This window comes from Curtobacterium flaccumfaciens pv. betae (assembly GCF_026241855.1).
Lineage (GTDB): Bacteria > Actinomycetota > Actinomycetes > Actinomycetales > Microbacteriaceae > Curtobacterium > Curtobacterium flaccumfaciens.
This window is the reverse complement of sequence record NZ_JAPJDC010000001.1, coordinates 2370722-2393546: the sequence shown is the minus strand read 5'-3', so window position 1 is coordinate 2393546 and position 22825 is coordinate 2370722. Positions and strand designations below refer to the sequence as shown.

Annotated in this window: 16 protein-coding genes; 10 read left to right on the top strand and 6 right to left on the bottom strand. The window is 72.4% G+C overall.

Features of this window, described 5'->3' with window-relative positions; genetic code table 11:
* Positions 1-112: 112 nt before the first annotated feature.
* Positions 113-1432, bottom strand: a complete 1320-nt coding sequence (locus ORG17_RS11195; RefSeq protein WP_214525907.1) for a glycosyltransferase family protein — start codon at positions 1430-1432, stop codon at positions 113-115.
* Here ORG17_RS11195 and ORG17_RS11190 point away from each other — a divergent pair.
* Entirely contained in the window at positions 1410-4064 is a 2655-nt protein-coding gene (locus ORG17_RS11190; RefSeq protein WP_371836758.1) for a glycosyltransferase, read from the top strand. The genes ORG17_RS11195 and ORG17_RS11190 overlap by 23 nt on opposite strands.
* Complete coding sequence (locus ORG17_RS11185) at positions 4061-4807, top strand: polyprenol monophosphomannose synthase (protein WP_214525905.1); 747 nt, start codon at positions 4061-4063, stop codon at positions 4805-4807. The genes ORG17_RS11190 and ORG17_RS11185 overlap by 4 nt, the downstream gene beginning before the upstream one ends.
* A gap of 108 nt (positions 4808-4915) precedes the next feature.
* On the opposite strand, the gene ORG17_RS11180 is transcribed toward ORG17_RS11185, so the two are convergent.
* Positions 4916-6778, bottom strand: a complete 1863-nt coding sequence (locus tag ORG17_RS11180) for a glycoside hydrolase family 25 domain-containing protein (RefSeq protein WP_214525903.1) — start codon at positions 6776-6778, stop codon at positions 4916-4918.
* 120 nt (positions 6779-6898) lie between these two features.
* Positions 6899-8200: an O-antigen ligase family protein gene (locus ORG17_RS11175; protein WP_214520455.1), complete on the bottom strand. Its 1302-nt coding sequence runs from the start codon at positions 8198-8200 to the stop codon at positions 6899-6901.
* 90 nt (positions 8201-8290) lie between these two features.
* Between ORG17_RS11175 and ORG17_RS11170 the strand changes: the two genes are divergently transcribed.
* A complete protein-coding gene (locus ORG17_RS11170; RefSeq protein WP_214525902.1) occupies positions 8291-9658 on the top strand; it encodes a hypothetical protein in 1368 nt (455 codons plus the stop codon).
* Positions 9659-9695: 37 nt separating this feature from the next.
* Here the strand turns inward: ORG17_RS11170 and ORG17_RS11165 are convergent, their stop codons facing one another.
* A complete protein-coding gene (locus ORG17_RS11165; RefSeq protein WP_214525900.1) occupies positions 9696-11096 on the bottom strand; it encodes an O-antigen ligase family protein in 1401 nt (466 codons plus the stop codon).
* Positions 11093-13237 (bottom strand): acyltransferase family protein, encoded by a 2145-nt coding sequence (locus ORG17_RS11160; protein WP_214525898.1) that lies wholly within the window; start codon positions 13235-13237, stop codon positions 11093-11095. Before ORG17_RS11160 ends, ORG17_RS11165 begins: the two co-directional genes overlap by 4 nt.
* A 45-nt stretch (positions 13238-13282) precedes the next feature.
* On the opposite strand from ORG17_RS11160, the gene manA reads away from it, so the two are divergent.
* The 5 genes from manA (at position 13283) to ORG17_RS11135 (ending at position 20447) form a co-directional block, all read left to right on the top strand.
* Positions 13283-14491, top strand: coding sequence for a mannose-6-phosphate isomerase, class I (gene manA, locus ORG17_RS11155; RefSeq protein ID WP_035808868.1), 1209 nt, complete (start codon positions 13283-13285; stop codon positions 14489-14491).
* Between the two features lie 56 nt (positions 14492-14547).
* Positions 14548-15510, top strand: coding sequence for a UDP-glucose 4-epimerase GalE (gene galE / locus ORG17_RS11150; protein WP_110861386.1), 963 nt, complete (start codon positions 14548-14550; stop codon positions 15508-15510).
* 188 nt (positions 15511-15698) lie between these two features.
* Positions 15699-16031: a WhiB family transcriptional regulator gene (locus ORG17_RS11145; RefSeq protein WP_081827389.1), complete on the top strand. Its 333-nt coding sequence runs from the start codon at positions 15699-15701 to the stop codon at positions 16029-16031.
* Positions 16032-16209: 178 nt separating this feature from the next.
* Positions 16210-19047 (top strand): glycosyltransferase, encoded by a 2838-nt coding sequence (locus ORG17_RS11140; RefSeq protein ID WP_051596922.1) that lies wholly within the window; start codon positions 16210-16212, stop codon positions 19045-19047.
* Positions 19044-20447 carry a DUF5719 family protein gene (locus ORG17_RS11135; protein ID WP_027466497.1) on the top strand — a complete coding sequence of 468 codons (1404 nt, stop codon included), beginning with the start codon at positions 19044-19046 and terminating at the stop codon, positions 20445-20447. Before ORG17_RS11140 ends, ORG17_RS11135 begins: the two co-directional genes overlap by 4 nt.
* A gap of 48 nt (positions 20448-20495) precedes the next feature.
* On the opposite strand, the gene ORG17_RS11130 is transcribed toward ORG17_RS11135, so the two are convergent.
* On the bottom strand, positions 20496-20936 hold the full coding sequence (locus tag ORG17_RS11130) for a metallopeptidase family protein (RefSeq protein ID WP_214525896.1): 441 nt from the start codon (positions 20934-20936) through the stop codon (positions 20496-20498).
* Positions 20937-20995: 59 nt separating this feature from the next.
* On the opposite strand from ORG17_RS11130, the gene ORG17_RS11125 reads away from it, so the two are divergent.
* Positions 20996-21211, top strand: coding sequence for a DUF3499 family protein (locus ORG17_RS11125; protein ID WP_027466499.1), 216 nt, complete (start codon positions 20996-20998; stop codon positions 21209-21211).
* A 103-nt stretch (positions 21212-21314) separates the two neighbouring features.
* Positions 21315-22793 (top strand): adenosylhomocysteinase, encoded by a 1479-nt coding sequence (gene ahcY / locus ORG17_RS11120; protein ID WP_214525894.1) that lies wholly within the window; start codon positions 21315-21317, stop codon positions 22791-22793.
* The last annotated feature ends 32 nt before the right edge of the window (positions 22794-22825 follow it).

Genomic DNA, 22825 nt, shown 5'->3' with positions numbered 1-22825 from the left:
GCCGCTGGCGCGTCGGCCGGAACCGGCCGGCGTGGGCCCAGCTGCCAGCTGGCACCGCGCCTCCCGTTCCGTCGTCGTCCAGCCCGGGGCGCACGCAGCCGCGGCGCCGGTGTCAGCCGCGGCGCCGGAGGGCTCGCGCCACGCCGCCGAGCCGGTCGAGGGCACGGAACTCGGCGGAGTGGGTGAGGGCGTCGTACCGGGTCGCGATCGCGTCACGCTCGGCCTCGGCGTGCCGCCGCGCGGCCTCGGCGTCCTGTCGGGCCCGGTCCAGGACCGCGACCGCCTCCTCGGACACGATGAGCCGGCGGTTGATGTCGTCGACCCCGGCGCGGTGCACGTCGCGCTCCTGCTCGGTCGCGCGCAGGACCTCGCGCTGCAGCGCCGCCCACCGCAGCAGCGGGTGCCGCGCGCCCGAGCGGGTCGCTGCGCGCTCCAGCGCGGCGTCGAGCGACGGCGCGACCTGTTCGGCTCGTCGGGCGTACGAGTGGCGTTCCACGACCACGTTCCGGAGCCGTTCGGCGCGTTCGTCGCGCTCGTCGGCAGGCATCGCGATCGCGCGCTCGAGCGAGGCCGCATCGGTGAAGACCGGGACGTCGGCCAGGCCGAGCTCGTCGAGACCGAGCGAGCAGTTCGTCACCGGCAGCGCGCCGCACGCGAGCGACTCGTACAGCCGTGAGTTGAGGGTGCCGAACTCGGCGGCCGGCGCGATGACGTCGTCGACGACGAACGCGGCGGCCCGGTAGACCTCGGGCAGGGCGAAGTACGACACCGCCGGCCGGAGCTCCACGCCCGGGGCGGCATCGACGTGCTCCACGTTGGCGGCGAACCAGACGACGGGCTCGGTCGGCGCCACCTGCTGCAGCACGTCCTGCACGCCGCGCCGGGCACCCCAGAAGTTGACGGTGGTGACGGTGCGTCCGGTCCGCGGGCCGGGCGTCCCGTCCACGTCGGGCCGGAACAGGTCGAGGTCGACGCCGATCGGGACCACCTCGACGGGGACGTCGACCACCTCGGACAGGGCGTCGCGGGCGATCGAGGACGACGCCCACACGGCGTCGAACTCGGCGAGGGAGGGCGACGATGCCCACTGTGCCGTCCAGTTGCGCACCCACGCCACCGTGGCGGTGCGGGACGGCACGAGTCCGGGGACGAACGACTCGATCATGCTGACGAGCACGGTGGTGTCGTCGGGGACGTCCTCGGCCCAGCGGCGGATCGGCCACAGGTCCACGCCCCAGCCGTGCGCACGCAGCGCCCGGGCGAGCCCGAGCGCGACGAACAGGTCGCCCTTGCCCTCGGTGGTGTCGTCCGTCGACACCGCGAAGCGGATCGTCCCCCTGCTGCCCGTCGCGTGGTCGCCACGAGCGATCGCGTCGTACTCGGCGGCGAGCGGGGACGGGGCGGGGGCCGTGGGGATCGAGTGGTGCGTCACGGTGCCCATTGTGCCCGACCCGGGCACGACCTCCGCCGAGCGCCGTGCTGCGCCTTGTAGGGTGTTGTCGGCCGTCGGGCATCCTCGACGGCCGGATCACCGACCCGTGCCGCGCCCGCGGCTGCAGCTGGAGGAACTCGCCGTGACAGAGCGCAAGCCAGGAGTCGTGTCCGTCGTTCTCGTGAACTACAAGGGCACGGACGACACACTGACGAGCATCGCCGAGCTCCGCAAGCAGGACTGGCCGCAGGACCGGCTCGAGGTCATCGTCGTGGACAACGGCTCCGGCCCCGAGCACGTCGGACGGCTCAAGGCCTCCGACCTCGACTTCACGTTCGTCGACTCCGGTGCCAACCTCGGGTTCACGGGCGGCTGCAACCTCGGCGTCGAGCACTCCTCCGGCGAGATCGTGGCGTTCCTGAACAACGATGCCCGTCCGGACACCGGCTGGGTGCGCGAGGCGATGGCGACCTTCGCCGCCGGCGCGGACATCGGTGCCGTGGCGTCGAAGGTCCTCGACTGGGAAGGCGTCAACGTCGACTTCACCGAGGCCGCGATGACCTGGTACGGCATGGGCTACAAGCCCTTCGCCGGGTCGCCGGACACCGGCCGCTGGGAATCCGAGACCGACGTGCTGTTCGGCACGGGTGCGGCGATGTTCATCCGTGCGGAGCTGTTCGAGCAGCTCGGCGGGTTCGACGACCGCTACTTCATGTTCTACGAGGACGTCGACCTGGGATGGCGTCTCAACCTGCTCGGGTGGCGCTTCCGCTACCAGCCGAAGTCGGTCGCGTTCCACAAGCACCACGCGTCGATGAACAAGTTCGGCGACTTCCGCGAGACGTACCTGCTCGAGCGGAACGCGCTCTTCACCCTGTACAAGAACCTCGGTGACGAGCAGCTCGCGGCGGCACTGCCGGGATCGCTCGCGCTGGCTGTCCGTCGGGCCGTCGGCCGCGGTGAACTCGACTCCACCGAGCTCGACCTCCGCAACCCGGGCGACGACAGCGTCCCGACCATCCCGGTGCCGAAGACGAGCATGGCGGGCATCTACGGCGTCGACCAGTTCGTCGAGCAGCTGCCCTCGATGACCGAGTCGCGCCGCGCGATCCAGGCGAGCCGTGTCCGCAGTGACCGCGAGCTCCTGCGCCTGTTCGGCAACCGTGACGAGCCCGCGTACCCGATCGAGAACTACCTGGCCGGCTACGACAAGATCGTGCACTCGCTCGGCGTGCTCGAGGTCGGGACCCGTCGTCGCGTCCTCATCATCACCGGCGACTCGATCGGCGAGAAGATGGCCGGACCGGCGATCCGCGCCACCCAGATGGCGAAGCAGCTCGCGAACGAGCACGACGTGCGTGTGATCAGCCTCACGCGCTCGTCGCAGATCGACCCGTCGTACGACGTCGTCACCGTGCCGCACCGTCACCCGCGGCAGATGGTCGAGCACGAGGCGTGGGCGGACGTCATCATCGTCCAGGGCCACGCGCTCCGGCTGTTCCCGGTGCTCGAGTCCACGCGCAAGATCCTCGTCGTCGATGTCTACGACCCGCTGCACCTCGAGCAGCTCGAGCAGGGCCGCAGCGACGACGTCGACCAGTGGAACCGTCAGATCCTCGACGCCTCGGACACGCTGAACCACCAGCTCGAGCTCGGCGACTACTTCATCTGCGCCTCGGAACGGCAGCGGATGTTCTGGCTCGGCCAGCTCGCCGGGTCCGGGCGGGTGAACGCCCGGACGTACTCCCGCGATCCCGACCTGCGCTCGCTCATCGGCGTCGTGCCGTTCGGCCTCTCCTCGACGCCGCCCGTGCACGACCAGCAGCGGGTCAAGGGCGTGGTGCCGGGCATCGGCAAGACCGACAAGCTCGTCGTGTGGGGTGGCGGGATCTACGACTGGTTCGACCCGATCACGCTCGTGCGCTCGATCGGCCGGCTCGCCGAGCGGAAGCCGAACGTCAAGCTGTTCTTCATGGGCGTGCAGCACCCGAACCCGGACGTCCCCGAGATGGACATCGTCGCCAAGGTGCGTGCCGAGGCCGACGCCCTCGGACTCACGGGCACGAACGTCTTCTTCAACGACGCCTGGATCCCGTACGAGGAGCGCGGTGCGTACCTGCTCGAGGCCGACGCCGGTGTCTCGACGCACTACGAGCACCTCGAGACGACGTTCTCGTTCCGCACCCGGATCCTCGACTACCTGTGGGCCCGTCTGCCGATCGTGACGACCGCCGGTGACTCCTTCGGTGACCTGGTCGCTGCCGAGAAGCTCGGGATCGCCGTGCACGAGCAGGACATCGACGGCCTCGCCGACGCGCTGGAGACCGCGCTCTTCGACAAGAAGGCCCGCGCCGAGTTCATCGGCAACGTCGACCGCATCCGCGAGCAGTTCACGTGGGAGAACGTCCTCGCGCCGCTCGTCGAGTTCTGCCGGAACCCCGTCCGCGCGGCTGACAAGTCGGTGCGCGACACCGTCTCGGCCGTCGAACCGCACCAGATGCGCGTGCGCGTGCCCGAGCGCAAGCCGCTGTCGGGCGTCCGCTACGACGTCGGCCGTGCTGTGCACTACTTCCGCACCGAGGGTCCGCGCAGCGTCGCGGGCAAGATCAAGCGGCGCCTGACGAACCGGTGACGCCGGCACCGGCCTCGGCCCTCGTCGTCGTCCCGACGTACGACGAGGCCGAGAACGTCCGTGCGGTCACGGCCGCCGTGCTCCGGGCGGTGCCGACGGCGCACGTCCTGGTGGTCGACGACGGCAGCCCCGACGGCACGGCCGGGGTGGTCCGCGACATCGCTTCGACGGACCCGCGGGTGCACCTGGTCGAGCGCAGCGGCAAGCTCGGCCTGGGCACCGCCTACGTCGCCGGGTTCCGGTGGGGACTCGAGCGCGAGTACCCGCTGCTCGTCGAGATGGACGCCGACGGCTCGCACCCCGCCGACCGGCTGCCCGCGTTGCTCGACGCCGTCCGCGACGACGAGTCGGTCGCCCTCGCGATCGGGTCACGCTGGGTCCCGGGCGGGTCGGCGGTGGACTGGCCGCTGTCGCGGCAGGCGCTGAGCCGGAGCGCGAACACCTACGCCCGGATCCTGCTCGGCGTCGCCGTGCGGGACGTCACGGCGGGCTTCCGCGCCTACCGGGCCGAGTCGCTCGCGCGCATCGACCTCGACACGGTGGACTCGAAGGGTTACTGCTTCCAGATCGACATGACCCTGCGGGTCGACGACCTGGGCGGACGGATCGTCGAGGTGCCGATCCGGTTCCGCGATCGTGTGCACGGGGTCTCGAAGATGAGCCGTTCGGTCGTCGTCGAGGCCATGGTCCGCGTCACCCGGTGGGGACTCCAGCGCCGCTTCCGGCGCCGGCCGCGCGCCTGACGGCACGGCTGATCCGCCCGCCGCACGACGGTGGTTTCCCGGCACGTCGCCGGGCAGGAGGCGCGGTGCGGGCGGGCACCGCGCCTCCGGTCCGGCGCTCGTCGCGGCTCAGACGCAGGTGACGTCGCGGTCCTGGTCGTCGACCACGTACTGCACCATCCGGACCTGGCTGCCGGCGGTCAGCCCGGCACCGGAGCACGCCTTCTGCGCGGCCGCCACCCCGTCCTCGCCGACGGCGAGCCAGCTCGGCAGTCCGCGCAGGGGCGACGACGTCGGCACGGTGCCGACGATCTGCGAGAACTGGTACCCGGTGGAGTAGATGCCGACGGTGGACACCCCGGCGGCCCGCAGGGCGGCGACCATGCCCTCGATGTCCGCGCGGTTCTGCGTCTGGTGGTCCTTCGCGTCGGCGGCCGTCAGCCAGGACAGCCCCGTCTCGACGTCGATCCACCAGCGGTGGGAGGACGGGTTGGGGACCCCACGGGTGTGGGTGTCCTCGTACGCTCGGGTGTAGCCGTACATGAAGGAACACGCCTGGTCGTAGCCGCCGGTGCAGGTGCCGTACGGGTTCGTGACCGTCGTGCCACCCGGGTCGCGGTTCGTCCGCGGCCAGACCGACGCGGCCTTTCCGGGGTTCGCGGCGAGCACGTAGAGCTGCGTCGCAGGCTGCGACGTCCCGCCCGTGGACCCGGCTGCCCACGCGAGCTGCGGGGCGAGCGAGGGGTTGTCCTGGTTCGGCAGCGAACCGTTCACACCGACGATCCCGAACGCCTGGCCGACGGGGTAGTCCGACGGCGACCCGCCCTGCGGCCACGAGACGTCGGCGCCGAAGCCGGTCCCGCTCGAGCCGTCCAGGAAGTACCCGGCGACGTCGAGGTGGAGCTGCGCCGCGCCGCGCGAGACCTTGGCCTGCACCCGGCGGTCGACGCTCGACCCGGTGACCTTGGCCATCACGAGGTTCGCGACGGGCCGCCCGGCGTCGAACAGCTGCGTCGCCACCTGGGGGTCCTGTCCGGCCGGCGTGAGGCGCAGGTACCCGGCCGTCGTGGGCTTCGTGACCTCGGCGTTGGCGACGACGGCGGTCGCGGTGCCCGGGACCCCGGCCACGCCGGAGAGCCGGACGGTGCCCGCGGTCGTCGACACGGCTCCGGCGAAGGCGCGCGTGGTGTCGATCGGCACGAACACCGAACCGGTCGACGCGTTCGAGTAGTACCCGGCGACGTCCATGAAGACGGTCCCCGAGCCCTTCGAGAGCTTCACCTGCGCCGCACCGCCGACGAGCTTCACGATGGCGAGGTTCGACAGCGACTGCCCGGCCGAGTACAGCTGCGTGACGACCTGCGGGTCCTGCCCGGCGGGCGTCACCCGGACGTAGCCCGCCGTCGTCGGCCCACTGACCTCGACGTTGACGGCGACGGCCGTGGCGTCGGCGGGGATCCCGCCGCGGCCGGCGAGCGGCACGGGGACGGGGGTGGTGCCGACCGGGCCACTGAACACGCGGGCGGCGTCCAGCGGGGTGTACGTCGCGCCGGCGCCGTCGGCGTAGTAGCCGGCGACGTCGAAGTACCCGCTCGCGGTGCCCGCTGAGAGCTTCGCCTGGATCGACCCGTTCACCAGGCGGACGGTCACGAGGTTCGCGATCGTCTGGCCGGCCGCGAAGTCCTGGGTGGCCACGGTGGCGTCCTTGCCGGCCGGCGTCACCCGCACGTAGCCGGCGGCCGTCGGCTTCGCGACCTCGACGTTGACGACGACGGCGGTCGCGTTCGTCGGCACCCCGGCCGAACCGGCGATCTTCACGGCCTTCGGCGTCGTGCCGAGCGCGCCCGACCACACGCGCGTCGTGTCGATCGGCGTGTAGCGACCGGTCGCCGGAGCTGCGGCGTCGGCCGCCGTCGCGGGTGCGATGACGGCGACGCCGGTGGCGACGAGCGCTGTGGTCAGGACGAGAGCGAGGCGGCGGTGCAGGCGCATGTGGTGCTTCCTTGACGACGAGGACCGTCCCCCTGACGGTCCCGGGCAGTCTAGGGGCACCCGGTGACGGGAGCGCGTTCGACGGCGCGGTGGTGTGTCCGTCGGCACACGGCTCGGCGATCAGGTGCGTGGCAGGTGCCGACGCCACGACCGACGTCGTGCCGCGATGACGAGGACGGCCACGAAGACCATCAGGCCCGCGCCGTGCAGCAGGTAGCTCTCCGCCGTGCTGGTGACCGCGAGGAGCACCAGGACGGCGGCCGGCCACACGTAGGCGACGCCGGGGAACGTCGTCGCCGTCACCCACGCGCGTGCGAACGCGAGCACGGCCGTCAGCCCGAGGATGATCGTGCCGGCGAGACCGATCTGCAGCCACGCGTCGATGAACGCGTTCAGCCCGGACGTGAACCGGTGCCCGGCGGGGTCGATGAAGGTGACGTACGGGACGACTGCCTCCTGGGGCCAGGTCCCCACCCAGCCCCAGCCCTGGATCGGGTACTGGCCGATGAACACTCTGATCTGCGACCACAGGTCGAGCCGTGTCGCGGTACCGCCCGCTGCGCCGATCTCGGCGAGGACCCGGTGCCGGGCGAGCACGGCGACGGCGACCATGAGCAGCACCGTCCCGCCCAGGACCCCGTTGACCACGGGCCGTGTCGTCGGGCGGGCGTGCCGCAGCGACCACAGTGCGAGGGCGGTGACCGCGAGGGCGATCATCGCCAGACCGGTGATGGGGGACTGCACCAGCATCAGCGCGATCACGGCGAGGGCGACGGACCCGATCGCCCGCCAGGTGGTCACCGAGCGGGTGAGGAACTCGACGACGAAGGTGACGAGGGCCATCGCCGCGATGAACCCCATGAAGTTGCGGGTGCCGCCGATGCCCTGGATCGGGCCGCCGTAGGCGATGGTGCCCTGGATCCCGAACGCGGGGATCGGCAGGTCGAGGACGAGCCCGGACAGGACCTCGAGGCCGAGCGCGGCGACGAGCAGGATGCGGAAGGCGTCGCCGGACGCCCGGATGAGCTGCACCAGGTCGCGGCCGAGCGCCAGGTACAGGCCGAGGCCGATGAAGCAGACGGTGCTGACGAGCCCCCGCAGGGCGACCCACGAGTACTCGCTCCAGAGCACGCTCAGGGCGCAGTAGCCGACGAGGGCCAGGAGCGACAGCGGGAGGACCCCGTGCCACTCGATCCGGTAGCGCTGGCCGAGCAGGCTGAGCCCGGCGAGGACGACGAGGGCGACGAGCACGGCCCAGACCCCGGCACGGCCGACGAGCGCCTCGACCGTCGGCTGGCCGAAGGCGAACAGGACGATGACCGTCGCGAGCGCCTGGCTGAACCGTCCACCGGCGGAGAACCCGACCCACGCGGAGAGGTAGCGGCGCGCGAGCACACGCTTCGTCAACCGTCCGTCCGTCACCCGACCATCTTGGCGCACGCACCTCGGAGCCGGGCATCGCGGAGCGTCGATATCGCTGATCCGTGATGAACCGGCTAGCGTCGTCCGACGATGCAGCGCCCCGCGAGCACGATCTCCCGCCCGTTCCACGCCCTCGGCGCGGTCGGCGCCGCACTCGTGGTCGGCGTGGTCGTGGCCGCGCTCACGTGGTGGCGCCTCGGTCCGGCGACCCGGGGGACCGTGTGGGCGGAGGACGGCGGTGTGTTCCTCCGGGAACGCCTCGCCCTCGGCCCGGTCGACTCCCTCCTGCACCCGTACGCCGGGTACCTGCACCTCGTGCCGCGGGTGCTCGTCGACGTCGCCTGGTCGGTGCCCGTCGAGGAGTACGCCCGGGCGCTGTCGGTCGGCGCCTGCCTGGTCGTCGGGGCTGTGGCGGCGACCGTGTTCGTGCTGTCCCGCGAGGTCGTGCCGCAGTGGCCGCTCCGTGCGCTGCTCGCCGCGGTGCCCGCCCTGCTGCCCCTCGCCCCGTTCGAGATCGCCGGGAACGCCGCGAACCTCCACTGGTTCCTGCTGTTCGCGGTGCCGTGGCTGCTCGCGTACCGGGCACGGACCTGGTGGGGCTCCGCCGTCGTCGCCGTCCTGACCGGCCTCGTCGTCCTCTCCGAGCTGCAGGCGGTGCTGTTCCTCCCGCTCCTCGGACTCGCGTGGTGGCCGCCACGGGATCCGTCCGGAGCCCGGGCGTGGCCCCGCGCCGTCCCGGTCACGGTGGTCGCCCTGACCGGAGGCGTCGCACAGATCGTGACGGCGGCCACCGATCACCGTTCGCGCACCGCGGGCTCGCCGACGATCGCCGACGTGGTCGCCGGCTGGGTGCTGCAGCCGGTCGCCGGGATCTGGAACCCCGACGTCGGAGCCGCCGTCCGCTCCGTGGTGACGCACGGCTGGGGCGTCGTGGTCGTCCCCGTCCTGCTCCTGACCGCCGTGCTCGTCGCCGCCGTCGTGGTCGCGCAGTGGCGAGCCCGGTGGGTGATCGTGGCGCTCGCCGTGGCGTCCGGCGGCCTGTGGTGGGCGGCGCTGTACGCCAACGGCGGCGAGGCGCAGCCCTGGGCGGCGCCGACCGCGGCCCTCGCGGCCGTCCCGCCGCTGCGCTACGCCGCTGCGTCCGGCCTGCTGCTGCTCGCCGGCGCAGTCGTCGCGGCGAGCGTCCTGCTGGGGGAGCAGCCGAGGCGGAAGGCCTCGGGCTCGTCGCCGACCCGGTTCGTCCGTCTCCTGACCGGCTGGTGCGTCGTCGCCGTGGTGGTCGTCGCCACGCTGGGCAACGTCGGGCCGGGCCCGACCCGCCGGAGCGATGGTCCGGTGTGGGCGACACAGATCCCGGCGGCGGTCGCGGCGTGCGACGGGGACCCGACGGGTGCGGTCGCCGTCCGGAAAGCACCGTGGCTTGCACGGGTGCCGTGCGCGCGACTGCTCGAGCGCTGACGGCCCCGGTGTGCTCGGTCCGTGTCCGGGGAGGCGGTCAGCGCCCGGTCGGCAGCCGGAACTCGCGTCGTGCGGCCGGTGTGCGTGGGCCGTCGCCCGTGGAGTGGGGTTCCTCGCCGACCAGGACGATGCGCGTCTTGATCGCGATGAGGGCGAACAGCACCCAGTTGCCCTGGTAGAGCAACCGGGACTCGGCGACGGACTGCACGAGCAGTGCGACGACGACGAGCAGCGGCAGCAGGGACACCGGGTCGAACGGCCGTGGGACCTGCGTCGCCCCGTACCCGATGCGGGTCGCCGACGACCACGAGCGGTTCAGGGTGGTCAGGACGTACACGGCGAACAGCACCAGCCCGATCAACCCCGTCTGCATCCACACGTCCAGGTACGCGTCGTGGGCCTGCAGGTAGGTCACACCCTTCCGGTGCGCCAGGTCGGCCAGCGTCGGGATGCTCGGCCACCAGTAGCCGATCCAGCCCCACCCGAGCACCGGGTGCTGATCGACCAGGCCGAGGACGCGGTCCCAGATCTGCCCGCGGCCCGTCGCGTCGGCACCCTTGCCGAGTAGCTCCGAGACGGCTCCGCTCGCCGCTGACGAGACCACGGCGACCACCGCGGCCCCGAGCAGGACGACCAGGTACCTGGGGGTCCGCCGCTCGGTCGGGACGCTCCGGATCCACAGCGCGACGACGAGGACGACCACGACGACGAGCGCCGCGACGAGCACGGTGGACGACCGCGTGAGGGCGAGCACCAGGGCGGCCAGGACCAGCCAGCCGACGGCACGGTTCCGCCGGATGCGCCCCTCGGCGAACTGCACGGCGACGGCGATGGCGACGAGCAGGGCAACCATGGCGAGCAGGTTCGCGTTGCCGGGCAGACCCTGGATGCGTCCGCCGGTCAGGAGCTCGGCCCGCGAGAAGTAGAACGCGTCCGGGATGTCCCGGTCGCCGTAGTCGGTCCAGACCGGCACGACCGGGTGGCGCACGACCACGGCCACGAACGCCTCGAACAGCAGCGAGACCAGCAGCACCCAGCGCATGGCGAGGCTCAGCGCGTCCAGGATCCGGCGCCAGGTGAGGGTGGACGCGACGGCGAAGGCCACCGCGACGCAGATCACCTGCGCGGTGATGCTGGCGAGCGTCGCGAGACGCCAGTGCGACCACGCCACCGACACCAGGCACCAGCCCAGGAAGAACCAGAGCGCCCAGGGCGTCCGGACGATCGGCGGACGCGCCCGGACCAGGATCGAGACACCCCACGCGGCGACGAGCGCCCAGAGGACCGCCCCGCCCACCCACGTGAGCGTGTTGGGGACGGCGTCCCCGGCGAAGAGCACGAACAGCAGGGTGGCCCCGAAGGAGAACGCCTCGCGCTCGGGGACGGTCCCGCGGGACAGCGGCCAGGTGTTCGTCACGACGTCAGGGTACGTGCTCATCGACGACCGTCGCCGCCGAACGTGTCGAGTGCGCCGGCGATCTCGTCGCCGAGGTACGGGGCCAGGGTCACCGCGAAGGTGTTCGTCAGGTGGGTCCGGTCACGGTGCACGAGCACGCCGCCGATGACCGCCGGGCAGATCGTGTCGGTGCAGTAGTAGCGCGACAGGTCGATCAGGCGCGCCTTGTCCGGCATCCGGGCGACCGCCTGCTCGGAGCCGTCGAACAGGGTGAACCCGACCGAACGGCTGGAGTCGCACTCGTCGGTGGTCGGTCCGGACATCTGCCCCACGCAGGCCACGATGTCCGGTCGCGCGCCCGGGTTGTCGCGCAGCGCCACGATCGGGATCCCGACGTCGGCCGCGGCCTGCCACGCCTGCACCAGGCCGCCGACGACGGCGTCCTCCTCGGACTCGCCGGCCGCTGGCTCGACCGGCCCGTTGCCGGTCGAGTGCGTCACGATCACACCGTCGAGGTCCGGGTGGGAGCGGAGGTACGCCATCGCGTTCTGCTTCCACGCGTTGCAGTCGTCGACCTGCTTCTGCGAGCCGGCGCTCTGCACCGCCGTGGTGAGGTAGCAGCTCTGGTGCCCGGCGACGTCGATGCGCCAGTTGCGCGCCTCGGCGATCTTCTCGTACGTGTCCACGAAGACGTTGTTGTGCGAGTCGCCGATCGCGATGAGGTGCTTCGTGTAGCCGGACCTCGGGCCGAGCGCGCAGACGTTGAACGCGCTCGAGTCGTTCGACCAGCACGCCGGCCGGTTCGAGTCGTCCTCCAGGGCGTTCGCGGGAGCGGGGACGCGGACCTCCGCGAGCGCCGGGTTGACGCAGGGATCGGACGACGAAATCAGTGCCGCCGCTCCGAAGCACCGGACGTCACCGGTGCTCAGGCGCTCCTGGAACTCGGCCGCCTGGACCTGCTGCACGTGCAGGGCGGTGAGCGACGCGGCACCGAGCGCCACGACGAGGGCGGTGCTGACGACGCCGTACAGCGCGACCCGCCGCGGGCGGAGCGACCGTACCCGCGCGGAGAACCGCAGGGGTTCCTCGATGCCGAGCGTCGTCACGGCGGCGACCACGACCGAGCCGACCAGGATCGCGAGCCGGTCCTTCGTCGTGAGGTCGTGGCGGAGCACGATCGGCAGCAGGACGACCGCGGGCCAGTGCCAGAGGTAGACCGCGTAGGAGATCCGGCCGAGGAACGCGACCGGGGTGGACCGGCCGACGCGCTGCAGGCCGGAGTGCCCACCGAACAGCACGACGAGCGTGGCCGACACGACGGGCAGGGCCGCGGCGATGCCCGGGAACGGCGTCGACGCGGTGATGGCGAACAACGACACCACCAGCCCCGCTGCGCCGAGCCACGCGCCGACGATGCGCACCGACCGCGCCGGCGTCGTCCGCGGCGCCGTCAGGGGGAGGGTCGCGGCGAGGCCGCCGAGCGCGAACTCCCACGCCCTGGTCGCCGTCGAGAAGTACGCGACACCCGGGGCCGTCTGCGTCTGGATGATGCTCCACGCGAGCGACAGCACGACCACGGCCCCCAGGAGCACCCGGGTGACGGTGACCGGGTCGGCACCCGATCGGCGCATGCGGCGAGCGGCCCACAGTGCGGCGAGCAGGAGGAGCGGGAGCGCGATGTAGAACTGCTCCTCGACCGACAGCGACCAGAAGTGCTGGAACGGCGACGGCCGGTTGCCCTGCGCCAGGTAGTCGACCGAGTCGGCTGCCAGCTGCCAGTTCTGCACGTACACCGTCGACGCGATGAGTTCGCGTCCGTACTGCCCCCAGAGCGCGCTCGGCACCCACAGCAGGACGGCGGAACCGGTCGCGACGATGGTGATGAACGCCCCGGGCAGCAGCCGTTTCGCCCGGCGCGCCCAGAACCCGGCGAGCCCGATCCGGCCGGTGGCGGTGAGCTCGCGGAGCAGGTGTCCGGTGATGAGGAAACCCGAGATGACGAAGAACACGTCGACGCCGACGAACCCGCCGGGCAGACGTGCCGGCCAGAGGTGGTAGAGCACGACCGCCAGGACCGCGAACGCGCGGAGCCCCTGGATGTCCCACCGGGTCGGGTCGGTCGACCGGGGCGAAGAGGTGCGGAGGGATCCTCGGGTCGGCGGTTCCACCGTGCTTGCAGACATCGCGGAGATTCTAGTGTCGCGCGCCGCGCCGGTAGGCTCTGGCCCATGTTCCTCGGCATCACGAACACCCCCCGCGACTACGCCTGGGGCTCGGTCACCGCGATCCCGGAGCTCCTCGGCCGTACCGTCACGGGTGCCCCGCAGGCGGAGCTCTGGCTCGGCGCCCACGCCGGCAGCCCCAGTGTCGTCGTCAACCCGGCCATGGTCGGCGGGGCCGACACGCTCCGTGACTGGATCGCCGACGAGCCGGAGACCGCACTGGGTCCGGACCGCACCGACCTGCCCTTCCTCCTCAAGGTGCTCGCGGCGGCGGCACCGCTCTCGCTGCAGGCGCACCCGACCCCGGAGCAGGCGGAGGAAGGGTTCGCCCGCGAGGAGCGCGAGGGGATCCCGCTCGACGACCCGGCACGCAACTACAAGGACCCGTTCCCGAAGCCCGAGCTCGTCGTCGCGCTGAGCGAGCGGTTCGAGGCGCTGAGCGGCTTCCGCCCCGTCGAGGAGACCCTGGCCGAGGTGCGCGTGCTCGACGCCGGCACCGGACGGCTCGGTCCGCTCGAGGTGCACCTGCTGCACGGGCTCGAGGACACCGTCCGCTGGCTCGAGACCGCCGACGAGTCGGCGCTCGCCGTGGTGCAGGCCGCGAGCGACCTGGCCGTCTCGCTCGACGACGACCTGCTCACCCCGAACACCGCGACCGTCCGCGACCTGGCGACCAGCTGGCCCGGTGACCCCGGCATCGTCGTCTCCCTGCTCATGCACCGGGTGACGCTCGCCGCTGGGCAGGCCATGTACCTGCCCGCCGGCAACATCCACGCCTACCTCGACGGGCTCGGTATCGAGTTGATGGCGCCGTCGGACAACGTGCTGCGCGGCGGGCTCACGCCGAAGCACGTCGACGTACCGGAGCTCCTGCGGGTGCTCGACTTCACCGCGTACCCGGCCCCGGTCCTCGAGCCGGAGCGCATCGCCCCGGGCGTCGACCGGTTCGCGCCGGACGGCGTCGGGTTCGCGCTGCTGCGGGTGGACGGCGACGGTCGCCCCGCGGGACTGAGCACCGGCGGCGTCGCCCCGCTGGTCGGCCCGTCGATCGCCGTCTGCACCGAGGGCGTCGTCACGCTCGTCGGCGCGAAGTCCGCCACCCTGCTCCGCAAGGGCGAGTCGTGCTTCGTCACGCCGGACGAGGGCGACGTGACGGTCGAGGCGGACTCGTCGGACGGCATCACGTCCACCGTGTTCATCGCCACCGGCGCCTAGGGCGCGACACCGGCGCCGCGACCGGGGCGTCGCCGACGTCCGCTAGCGTGGCGAGCATGAGTTGGCTGGTCACCGGCGGTGCCGGGTACATCGGGTCCCACGTCGTCCGAGCACTGCGCTCGGCCGGCATCGACACGGTCGCGTTCGACGACCTCTCGAGCGGCTTCCGCGCGTTCGTCCCGGACGACGTGCCGTTCGTCGAGGGCACGATCCTCGACGGCGAGCTCGTCGCACGCACCCTGCGCGAGCACGAGGTCACGGGCGTGGTCCACGTCGCGGGGTTCAAGTACGCCGGCGTCTCGGTCGAGCGTCCGCTGCACACCTACGAGCAGAACGTCACCGGCATGGCCACCCTGCTGCGTGCGATGGCCGAGACCGGCGTCACCAAGGCGGTGTTCTCGTCGAGCGCGGCGGTCTACGGCACCCCGGACGTCGAGACCGTGGTCGAGTCCACCCCGAAGAACCCGGAGTCGCCCTACGGCGAGTCGAAGCTCATCGGCGAGTGGCTGCTGCGCGACATGGAGGTCGCCGCGGGCTTCACCACCACGTCGCTGCGGTACTTCAACGTCGTCGGTTCGGGGGAGCCCGACCTGTACGACGCCAGCCCGCACAACCTGTTCCCGCTGGTCTTCGACGCGCTGCTCGCCGGCCGGACCCCGCGGATCAACGGCGACGACTACGCCACCCCGGACGGCACCTGCGTGCGTGACTACGTGCACGTGGCCGACCTGGCGCACTCGCACGCGGTGGCCGCGCGGAAGCTCGAGGCGGGGGAGCCGCTCGAGCGTGCCTACAACCTCGGCAGCGGCGACGGCGTCAGCGTCCGGCAGATCATGGACGCCATGGCGGCGGGCACCGGGATCGCCTTCGACCCCGAGATCGCACCGCGGCGCCCCGGCGACCCGGCCCGCATCGTCGCGACCGGCGAGGCCGCCGCCCGTGACCTCGAGTGGGCGATGCGGCACTCCCTGGACGAGATGGTGTCGAGCGCGTGGGAGGCCCGTCGCAGCGCCTCCTGAGCGCCTGAGGACGCGTCAGTTGTCCCCCGGAAGGCCCACCTGTGCGGCGCGACACGCCCAAACGGGGGACATGACACGCTGGAGCGGTCAGTGCCTTCTATGATCCGCGACTTGACTCAGGCGAATGACACCGCTGTAATTACAGGCAACGGCCGCAAGAGTTGGGGTTCGTTGTCGAGGCGGCAGGGGTGATCAGGGTGAACGGTTCCGAGTTCCACGCCGGAGTTCCGGAGGACTGGCACGTCGATCCCGTGGCGCTCGGCGTCCCGGGTGTCCGACGTCCGGAGACCGACGACGAGGAGAACCCGCTCGCCTGGCAGGTCGACTCGCTCTGCGCGCAGACCGACCCCGAGGCGTTCTTCCCCGAGAAGGGCGGCTCCACGCGCGAGGCGAAGAAGATCTGCACCTCGTGCGAGGTCCGGGCGCAGTGCCTCGAGTACGCGCTCGAGAACGACGAACGCTTCGGCATCTGGGGCGGCCTCTCCGAGCGCGAACGCCGCAAGCTGCGGAAGCGGGCGTAGGAGCGTTCACGGCGCGCCAGCGCCGTGCGACTGCGCCCCTGAGGAGCCTGCGACGAAGGCGCCGGAAGGCGACCACCTCCGCCCGTCCCGCACCGTGCAGTGAGCGCGCCCACAGGTTCACGGCGCGCCGCCGTGCGCAGCCGACACCGCGCCTCCAGACCGTAGAGTGACGCCCGTCATGCAGCCCAGAGTCACCGCGATCCTCGTCGCCGCCAACGGGGCGGCCCACCTCGACCGGACCCTGGACGCGCTCGCCGCCCAGACCCGCCACCCCGAGAACCTGGTGGTCGTCGACGTCGGCACGACCGACGGATCGACCGCCGAACTGTCCTTCGGTGGGTCCGCGCAGCTCGTCCGTCTCCCCGCGGGCAGGGCGTTCGGCGACGCCGTCCGACAGGGCGAGCGCAGCGCGCCGCCCGCAGCGACCGACGAGCCGGTCGACGAGTGGCTGTGGATCCTCGGCCACGACAACGCGCCGGCACCGACCGCGCTCGCCGAGCTGCTGTCCGCCGTCGAGATCGCACCGTCCGTCGTCGTCGCCGGTCCGAAGCTCGTCGCCGACGACGACCCCTCGCTCATCCGTGCCTTCGGCGAGAGCATGACCCGTTTCGGCCGGTCGATCGTGCTGGTGCAGGACGAGCTCGACCAGGGCCAGCACGACCGCAACACCGACGTGCTCGCCGTCGCCGCTGGCGGCATGCTGGTGCGCCGCTCGGTCTGGAACGAACTCGGCGGCTTCGACCCGGCGCTGCCGGACGTCGACGCGGCCCTCGACTTCTCGGTCCGGGTCCGTCTCGCCGGACACCGCGTCGCCCTCGTGCCGGAGGCCAAGGTCACCAGCGCCGGACCGATCGAGGAGTTCGGTCGCAAGCGTGTGTCCGAGGCGCGGCGCGTCCGGATGCACCGGCAGGCCCAGCTGCACCGCCGGATGACCTACGCGCCGGCCGCGCTGGTCTGGCTGCACTGGCTCACGCTCGTGCCGTTCGCGATCGGCCGCGCGCTCGGACACCTCGTCGCGAAGCACCCCGCCGCCGTGGTCCCCGAACTCTCCGCCGCGTTCGCCGTCGCGTTCGGCGGTGGCACCGGGCGCGCGCGCAAGAACCTGGCCCGCACCAAGAAGCTCGGGTGGGCAGCCGTCGAGCCGCTCCGCGTGAGCTGGCGGCGGGTGCACGAACACCGCACCACCTCGCGCGACGTCGAACTCGCCCGGGTCGAGGACGCCCCGATCGCGCGGGCGTCGTTCCTGAGCGACGGCGGCATCTGGGTGGTCCTGGCCGCCGCGGTCCTCAGCGTCGTGACGCTCTACCCGCTGCTCGGGTCGCCGGCCCTGACCGGCGGGGGACTCCTGCCGCTCTCCGCGACCCCGGGGCAGCTCTGGCAGAACGTCGGGTACGGCTTCCACTCGCTCGGCACGGGCTTCACCGGCCCGTCCGACCCCTTCGCCGCGGTGCTCGCCGTGCTCGGCTCGATCGTCTTCTGGTCGCCGTCCACCGCGGTCGTGCTCGTCATGCTCGTCGCGTTCCCGCTGTCCGCCCTGGGCGCCTGGTTCGCGGTGCGCAAGGTCACGACCCGCACGTGGGTCCCGGTCATCGGTGCGTCGCTCTACGCGATCGCCCCGTCGCTCGTCGGCGCGGTGACCACCGGGCACCTCGGCGCCGTGATCGCGCACCTGGTCCTGCCGTGGCTGTTCGTCGCCGTGCTCGAGGCGCACCGCTCGTGGGCGTGGGCCTCCGGCGCGTCGCTCCTGTTCGCCGTCGTCGCCGCCTCGGCGCCGTCGCTGTTGCCGGTCCTGCTGATCGGTTGGCTCGTGGCGCTCCTGGTCGGCTGGCGCCGGGCACACCGTCGTGTGTTCATCCCGGTGCCGACCGCGGTGCTGTTCCTGCCGCTGATCCTGGCGCAGGCGGCACGGGGCAACCTGCTCGCCGTGTTCGCCGACCCCGGTGTGCCGTCCGCGACCCGGGCGCCGTCCGCGCTCCAGCTGGCCATCGGGCAGCCCCTGCCGGACTGGAGCGGCTGGCTCCCGGCCACCTCCGGGCTCGGACTGGTCGCCGCGGCGCTGCCGATCGTGATGGCCGTCCTCGCGCTCCCCGTGGCCGTCGCCGCGATCGGGGCGATGCTCGGACACCGCTGGGCGGTCGCCGGCTCGGCGCTCGTCATCGCGCTCCTCGGCTTCGCGACGGCCTTCGCCGCCACCCACGTCACCGTCACCGGTGTCGGCTCGACCACCACCATCGTCTGGCCCGGCAGCGGTCTGTCCGTGTACTGGCTCGCCCTCGTGGTCGCGGCCTGCATCGGCATCGACGTGCTGCCCAAGGCCGCCCCGGTCACCGGCCTCGTCGCGACCGTGCTCGCCGGGGTCGCCGTGGCGCCGGCCTTCGCAGCGTTCTACCTCGGCACGGCCACGATCGAGCCGACCACGGGCCGGGTGCTCAGCGCCTACGTGAACGCCGAGGCCCAGGCGAACCCGGACGTCGGCACGCTCGTGGTCGTCCCGCAGGACGACGGATCGCTCGCCGTCACGCTCGAGCGCGGGCAGGGTTCCACCCTCGACGACCAGTCGACGCTCGACGCCACCGCACTCCGGCTGAGCGAGTCCGGCGCACGCCTCACCACGCTCGCCGGCAACCTGGCGAGCCGCAGCGGGTACGACCCGCGGCCGGCGCTCCGCGAGCTCGGCGTGAGCTTCGTGCTCATCGACGACGCCGACGACGACCCCGAGGCGCAGACGGTGCACGACCGGGCCGCGGGTGCCATCGGGCAGAACGCGCTCTTCACGAGCATCGGCGAGACCACCAACGGGCAGCTGTTCCACTACGACGGCGAGGTCGACCGCACCCGCTCCGGCTCCGCCGCGACCCAGGCCACCCACGTGCTGTACCTCGTCGTGCTCGGCGTGGTCTTCGGCGCCGCAGCCCTGCTCGCGGTCCCGACGGCACCGCGCCGCCGCCGTGCCACCTCGAACGTCATCGAGGCCGAGGAACCCGCCACCACCTTCGACGAGGAGCGAGACGAATGAGCCGCACCCCCGCCTCCGTCCGCCGGTGGGTCGTCCGCGGCACCGCCACGGCGGTCGCCGTCGTCGTCGCCGCCGGCGCCGTCACCGCGGCGCACGCCTACGGCACCGACTCCGAGCCCGGTCGTCCGGCCGGGCGCACGGTCACACCGATCCCGGCCGCTGCCGAGCGCGTCTGCGCGGGCAGCGCCCTGCGCCTGTCCGACGACGCCGGCAACGACGCGACCCAGGCGAGCACGGTCGGCACCGCCACCGTCGCCACCGCGACCACGGGCTCGACGGTCGACCGGTCCGAGCTCGACGCCTCGACCACCGGCGGCAGCGACCCCCGGCTGCTGACGGCCCCGGCGGGGGAGACCACGCCGCAGGTCGCGGGCAGCAGCTTCCAGAGCGTCTCGAACGGCGACCTCGTCGGTGCCGGTGCCGCCTCGTGCGACGACCCGAGCCAGTCCACCTGGCTCGTCGGCGGTTCGACGGAGACCGGGCGCACCAGCCTCGTCACGCTGTCGAACCCGACCGACGTGAACGCCACCGTCGACCTGGCGATCTTCGACAGCAACGGCACCGTCAGCGCGCCGGGCACCACCGGGATCGTCGTGGCGCCGAACACGCAGAAGGTCGTCCCGCTCTCGGGCTTCGTCTCCGACGCGGCCTCGACCGTCGTGCACGTCACCTCATCCGGCGGCCAGATCGTGGCACACATGCAGGAGACCGTCGTCCGGACGCTCACGCCGGGCGGCTACGACATCGTCTCCGGCGGCGCCGCGCCCACGCGCTCGCAGGTGATCCCCGCGGTCGCCCTCGCGAACGCCAAGGCGGCCCAGCGCGGCAGCGACACCGCGGACGCCGCACCGGTCGTCCGGCTGTTCGTCCCCGGCGAGCGGTCCGCACGCGTCACCCTCGGCATCACGACGGCGGACGGTGGCGGCACGACCGTCAACGCCACCGCCGAACCCGGCGTCGTCACCGACGTCCCGCTCGACGACTTCCCGGACGGCCGGTACTCGTTCACCATCACCTCGACCGTCCCGATCGTCGCCGGGGCCCGCACGACGACCCCGACCGACGGCGACGGCACCGACCTCGGCTGGTTCGCGTCGGCGGAGCCGCTCGGCGAGCGGGCGATCACCTCGATCGCCCCGGGCGACGGCGCACGGCTGAACCTCGTCAACCCGACCCGATCGGACCGCACCGTGACGATCCGCTCGGGCGACGAGCAGCGTCGGGTCGAGGTGCCGTCGGGAGCGACCGAGACCCTGTCTGTCCAGACCGCGAAGCAGCTCACGATCACCGGTGCCGACGGCGTCGTCGCCGGCGTCAGCTACCTCGGGGACGACGGGATCGCCGGGTTCCCGATCCGTCCGGCCACCGCGGTGTCGACCCCGGTCCGCGTCTACCCCTGACGTCCGGCGGACGCGCGTCGACGGACGTCGTCGGCGGACCGCCGTGGCTCACCAGTGGCGGTAGCGGTCCGGTGCCAGGTCCCAGGGGTCCTTGCCGATCAGCTCGCCGACGGCGCGGAACACCGCGGTCTCGATGATGATCCGGCGGTCCGAGTCGTCCTTCTCGGGGCTCCGGTTCACCCGTTCGACGGGGATCCGGAAGATGGTCACGCGGCGGGTGTCGCGGTCGATGCGCCAGCGCGGCATCTCGTCCGGCAGCGTCGTGTCGCTCGGCATGTCCGCCACCTGGAACACCACGCCGGACAGCTCCTCGGGCCAGAGACCGAGCAGGTAGTGCGCGCTGTCACCGACGATCCGGTCGAACGCCTCGGCGCGGGTGATGATCGGGGCGAGTTCCGGTCCGGTGACGCTCGACCGCCCGCCACGGCCGTGCCGGGAGCGCCCCCGACCGCGGTCGACCGGGGTGACGAGGCGAGGCTTCCGACGCATCCCCACATCGTACGCGGGGACCGGTGCGCGCCGGACGCTCCGCTAGGCTCCCTGACGAGATGGACGTGCGGATCTGCAGCAAGGTGGCGTGTGCCAACAGCGCTTCGTCGACCCTGACGTACGACTACGGCGACTCCATGGTGGTCGTCGGTCCGCTGTCGACCCGGGTCGAACCGCACGGCTACGACCTCTGCGCCCGCCACGCGGCCACCCTGCGCGTCCCGCGGGGCTGGCAGGTGGTGCGGCGCGAGCCGCTGCCGCGCGACGCCGACTGACGGCTCGCGTCCGCGACGTGCCGCGGTGGTCGGACGGGAGGCCCGTGGGACGTGACCGGGATCGGCTGGTGATCCGCGCCTCCCGGCATGGAAGACTGTGGGTATGCCCACCGAAACCCGCACCGCTGCTGCGTTCCGCGTCGCCGACCTGTCCCTCGCCGAGGCGGGCCGGCACCAGATCCGCCTCGCCGAGAACGAGATGCCGGGCCTGATGTCCCTGCGTGACGAGTTCGCGGCGTCGCAGCCGCTCGCCGGCGCGCGCATCGCCGGGTCCCTGCACATGACGGTGCAGACCGCGGTGCTCATCGAGACGCTCGTCGCCCTCGGCGCGCAGGTGCGCTGGGCCAGCTGCAACATCTTCTCCACCCAGGACGAGGCCGCCGCCGCCGTCGCCGTCGGACCCACCGGTACCCCGGACGCCCCCGCCGGTGTCCCGGTGTTCGCGTGGAAGGGCGAGACGCTCGAGGAGTACTGGTGGTGCACCAGCCGCATCTTCGACTGGAGCGACGAGGCCACCGCGGCCGGCGCCGACTGGACCGGGCCGAACCTGATCCTGGACGACGGCGGCGACGCCACGATGCTCGTGCACACCGGTGCCGACGCCGAGGCGGCCGGCGCCGCTCCGGTCGCCGAGCCGGACGCGAGCACCGAGTGGAAGATCGTGCTCGGCACCGTCGCGCGGTCACTCGAGACGTCGTCGGACCGCTGGACCCGCATCGCGGCCGACATCCAGGGCGTCACCGAGGAGACCACCACGGGCGTGCACCGTCTGTACGAGCTGTTCCGGAACGGCGAGCTGAAGTTCCCGGCGATCAACGTCAACGACTCCGTCACGAAGTCGAAGTTCGACAACAAGTACGGCATCCGGCACTCGCTGCCCGACGGCCTGAACCGCGCCACCGACGTGCTCATCGGCGGCAAGGTCGCCTTCGTCGTCGGCTACGGCGACGTCGGCAAGGGGGCGGCCGAGGCGCTCCGCGGGCAGGGTGCCCGTGTCATCGTCAGCGAGGTCGACCCGATCTGCGCGCTGCAGGCGGCGATGGACGGCTACCAGGTCGCGCGCCTGGCGGACGTCGTCGACACCGTCGACATGGTCATCACGTGCACCGGCAACCTGGGCGTCGTCGGGGTCGACGAGATGCTCGGGCTGAAGCACCTGGCGATCGTGGCGAACGTGGGGCACTTCGACAACGAGATCGACATGGCCGGGCTCGAGGCGCTCCCCGGCGTCTCGAAGGTCGAGATCAAGCCGCAGGTGCACGAGTGGCGGCTGCCGACCGGGCGGTCGATCCTGGTGCTGTCCGAGGGCCGGCTCATGAACCTCGGCAACGCGACCGGGCACCCGTCGTTCGTGATGAGCAACTCGTTCACGAACCAGGTGCTCGCGCAGATCGAACTGCACACCCGGCGCGAGGAGTACCCGACCGGCGTGTACGTGCTGCCGAAGCACCTGGACGAGAAGGTCGCGCGCCTGCACCTCGACGCCCTCGGGGTGCAGCTGACGTCGCTGCGTCCGGAGCAGGCGGCGTACATCGGTGTCCCCGTCGAGGGTCCCTTCAAGCCGGACCACTACCGCTACTGAGCGCTGCGTTCTTGCGCTTCCGCAAGACACCG

What these genes read in the sequence shown, in the direction of transcription:
- ORG17_RS11180 (WP_214525903.1), bottom strand. Translation starts at nt 6,778, where the DNA reads ATGCGCCTGCACCGCCGCCTCGCTCTCGTCCTGACCACAGCGCTCGTC.
- ORG17_RS11170 (WP_214525902.1), top strand. Translation starts at nt 8,291, where the DNA reads ATGCAGCGCCCCGCGAGCACGATCTCCCGCCCGTTCCACGCCCTCGGC.
- ORG17_RS11125 (WP_027466499.1), top strand. Translation starts at nt 20,996, where the DNA reads ATGGACGTGCGGATCTGCAGCAAGGTGGCGTGTGCCAACAGCGCTTCG.
- ORG17_RS11130 (WP_214525896.1), bottom strand. Translation starts at nt 20,936, where the DNA reads ATGCGTCGGAAGCCTCGCCTCGTCACCCCGGTCGACCGCGGTCGGGGG.
- ORG17_RS11140 (WP_051596922.1), top strand. Translation starts at nt 16,210, where the DNA reads ATGCAGCCCAGAGTCACCGCGATCCTCGTCGCCGCCAACGGGGCGGCC.
- ahcY (WP_214525894.1), top strand. Translation starts at nt 21,315, where the DNA reads ATGCCCACCGAAACCCGCACCGCTGCTGCGTTCCGCGTCGCCGACCTG.
- ORG17_RS11135 (WP_027466497.1), top strand. Translation starts at nt 19,044, where the DNA reads ATGAGCCGCACCCCCGCCTCCGTCCGCCGGTGGGTCGTCCGCGGCACC.
- ORG17_RS11165 (WP_214525900.1), bottom strand. Translation starts at nt 11,096, where the DNA reads ATGAGCACGTACCCTGACGTCGTGACGAACACCTGGCCGCTGTCCCGC.
- ORG17_RS11160 (WP_214525898.1), bottom strand. Translation starts at nt 13,237, where the DNA reads ATGTCTGCAAGCACGGTGGAACCGCCGACCCGAGGATCCCTCCGCACC.
- manA (WP_035808868.1), top strand. Translation starts at nt 13,283, where the DNA reads ATGTTCCTCGGCATCACGAACACCCCCCGCGACTACGCCTGGGGCTCG.
- galE (WP_110861386.1), top strand. Translation starts at nt 14,548, where the DNA reads ATGAGTTGGCTGGTCACCGGCGGTGCCGGGTACATCGGGTCCCACGTC.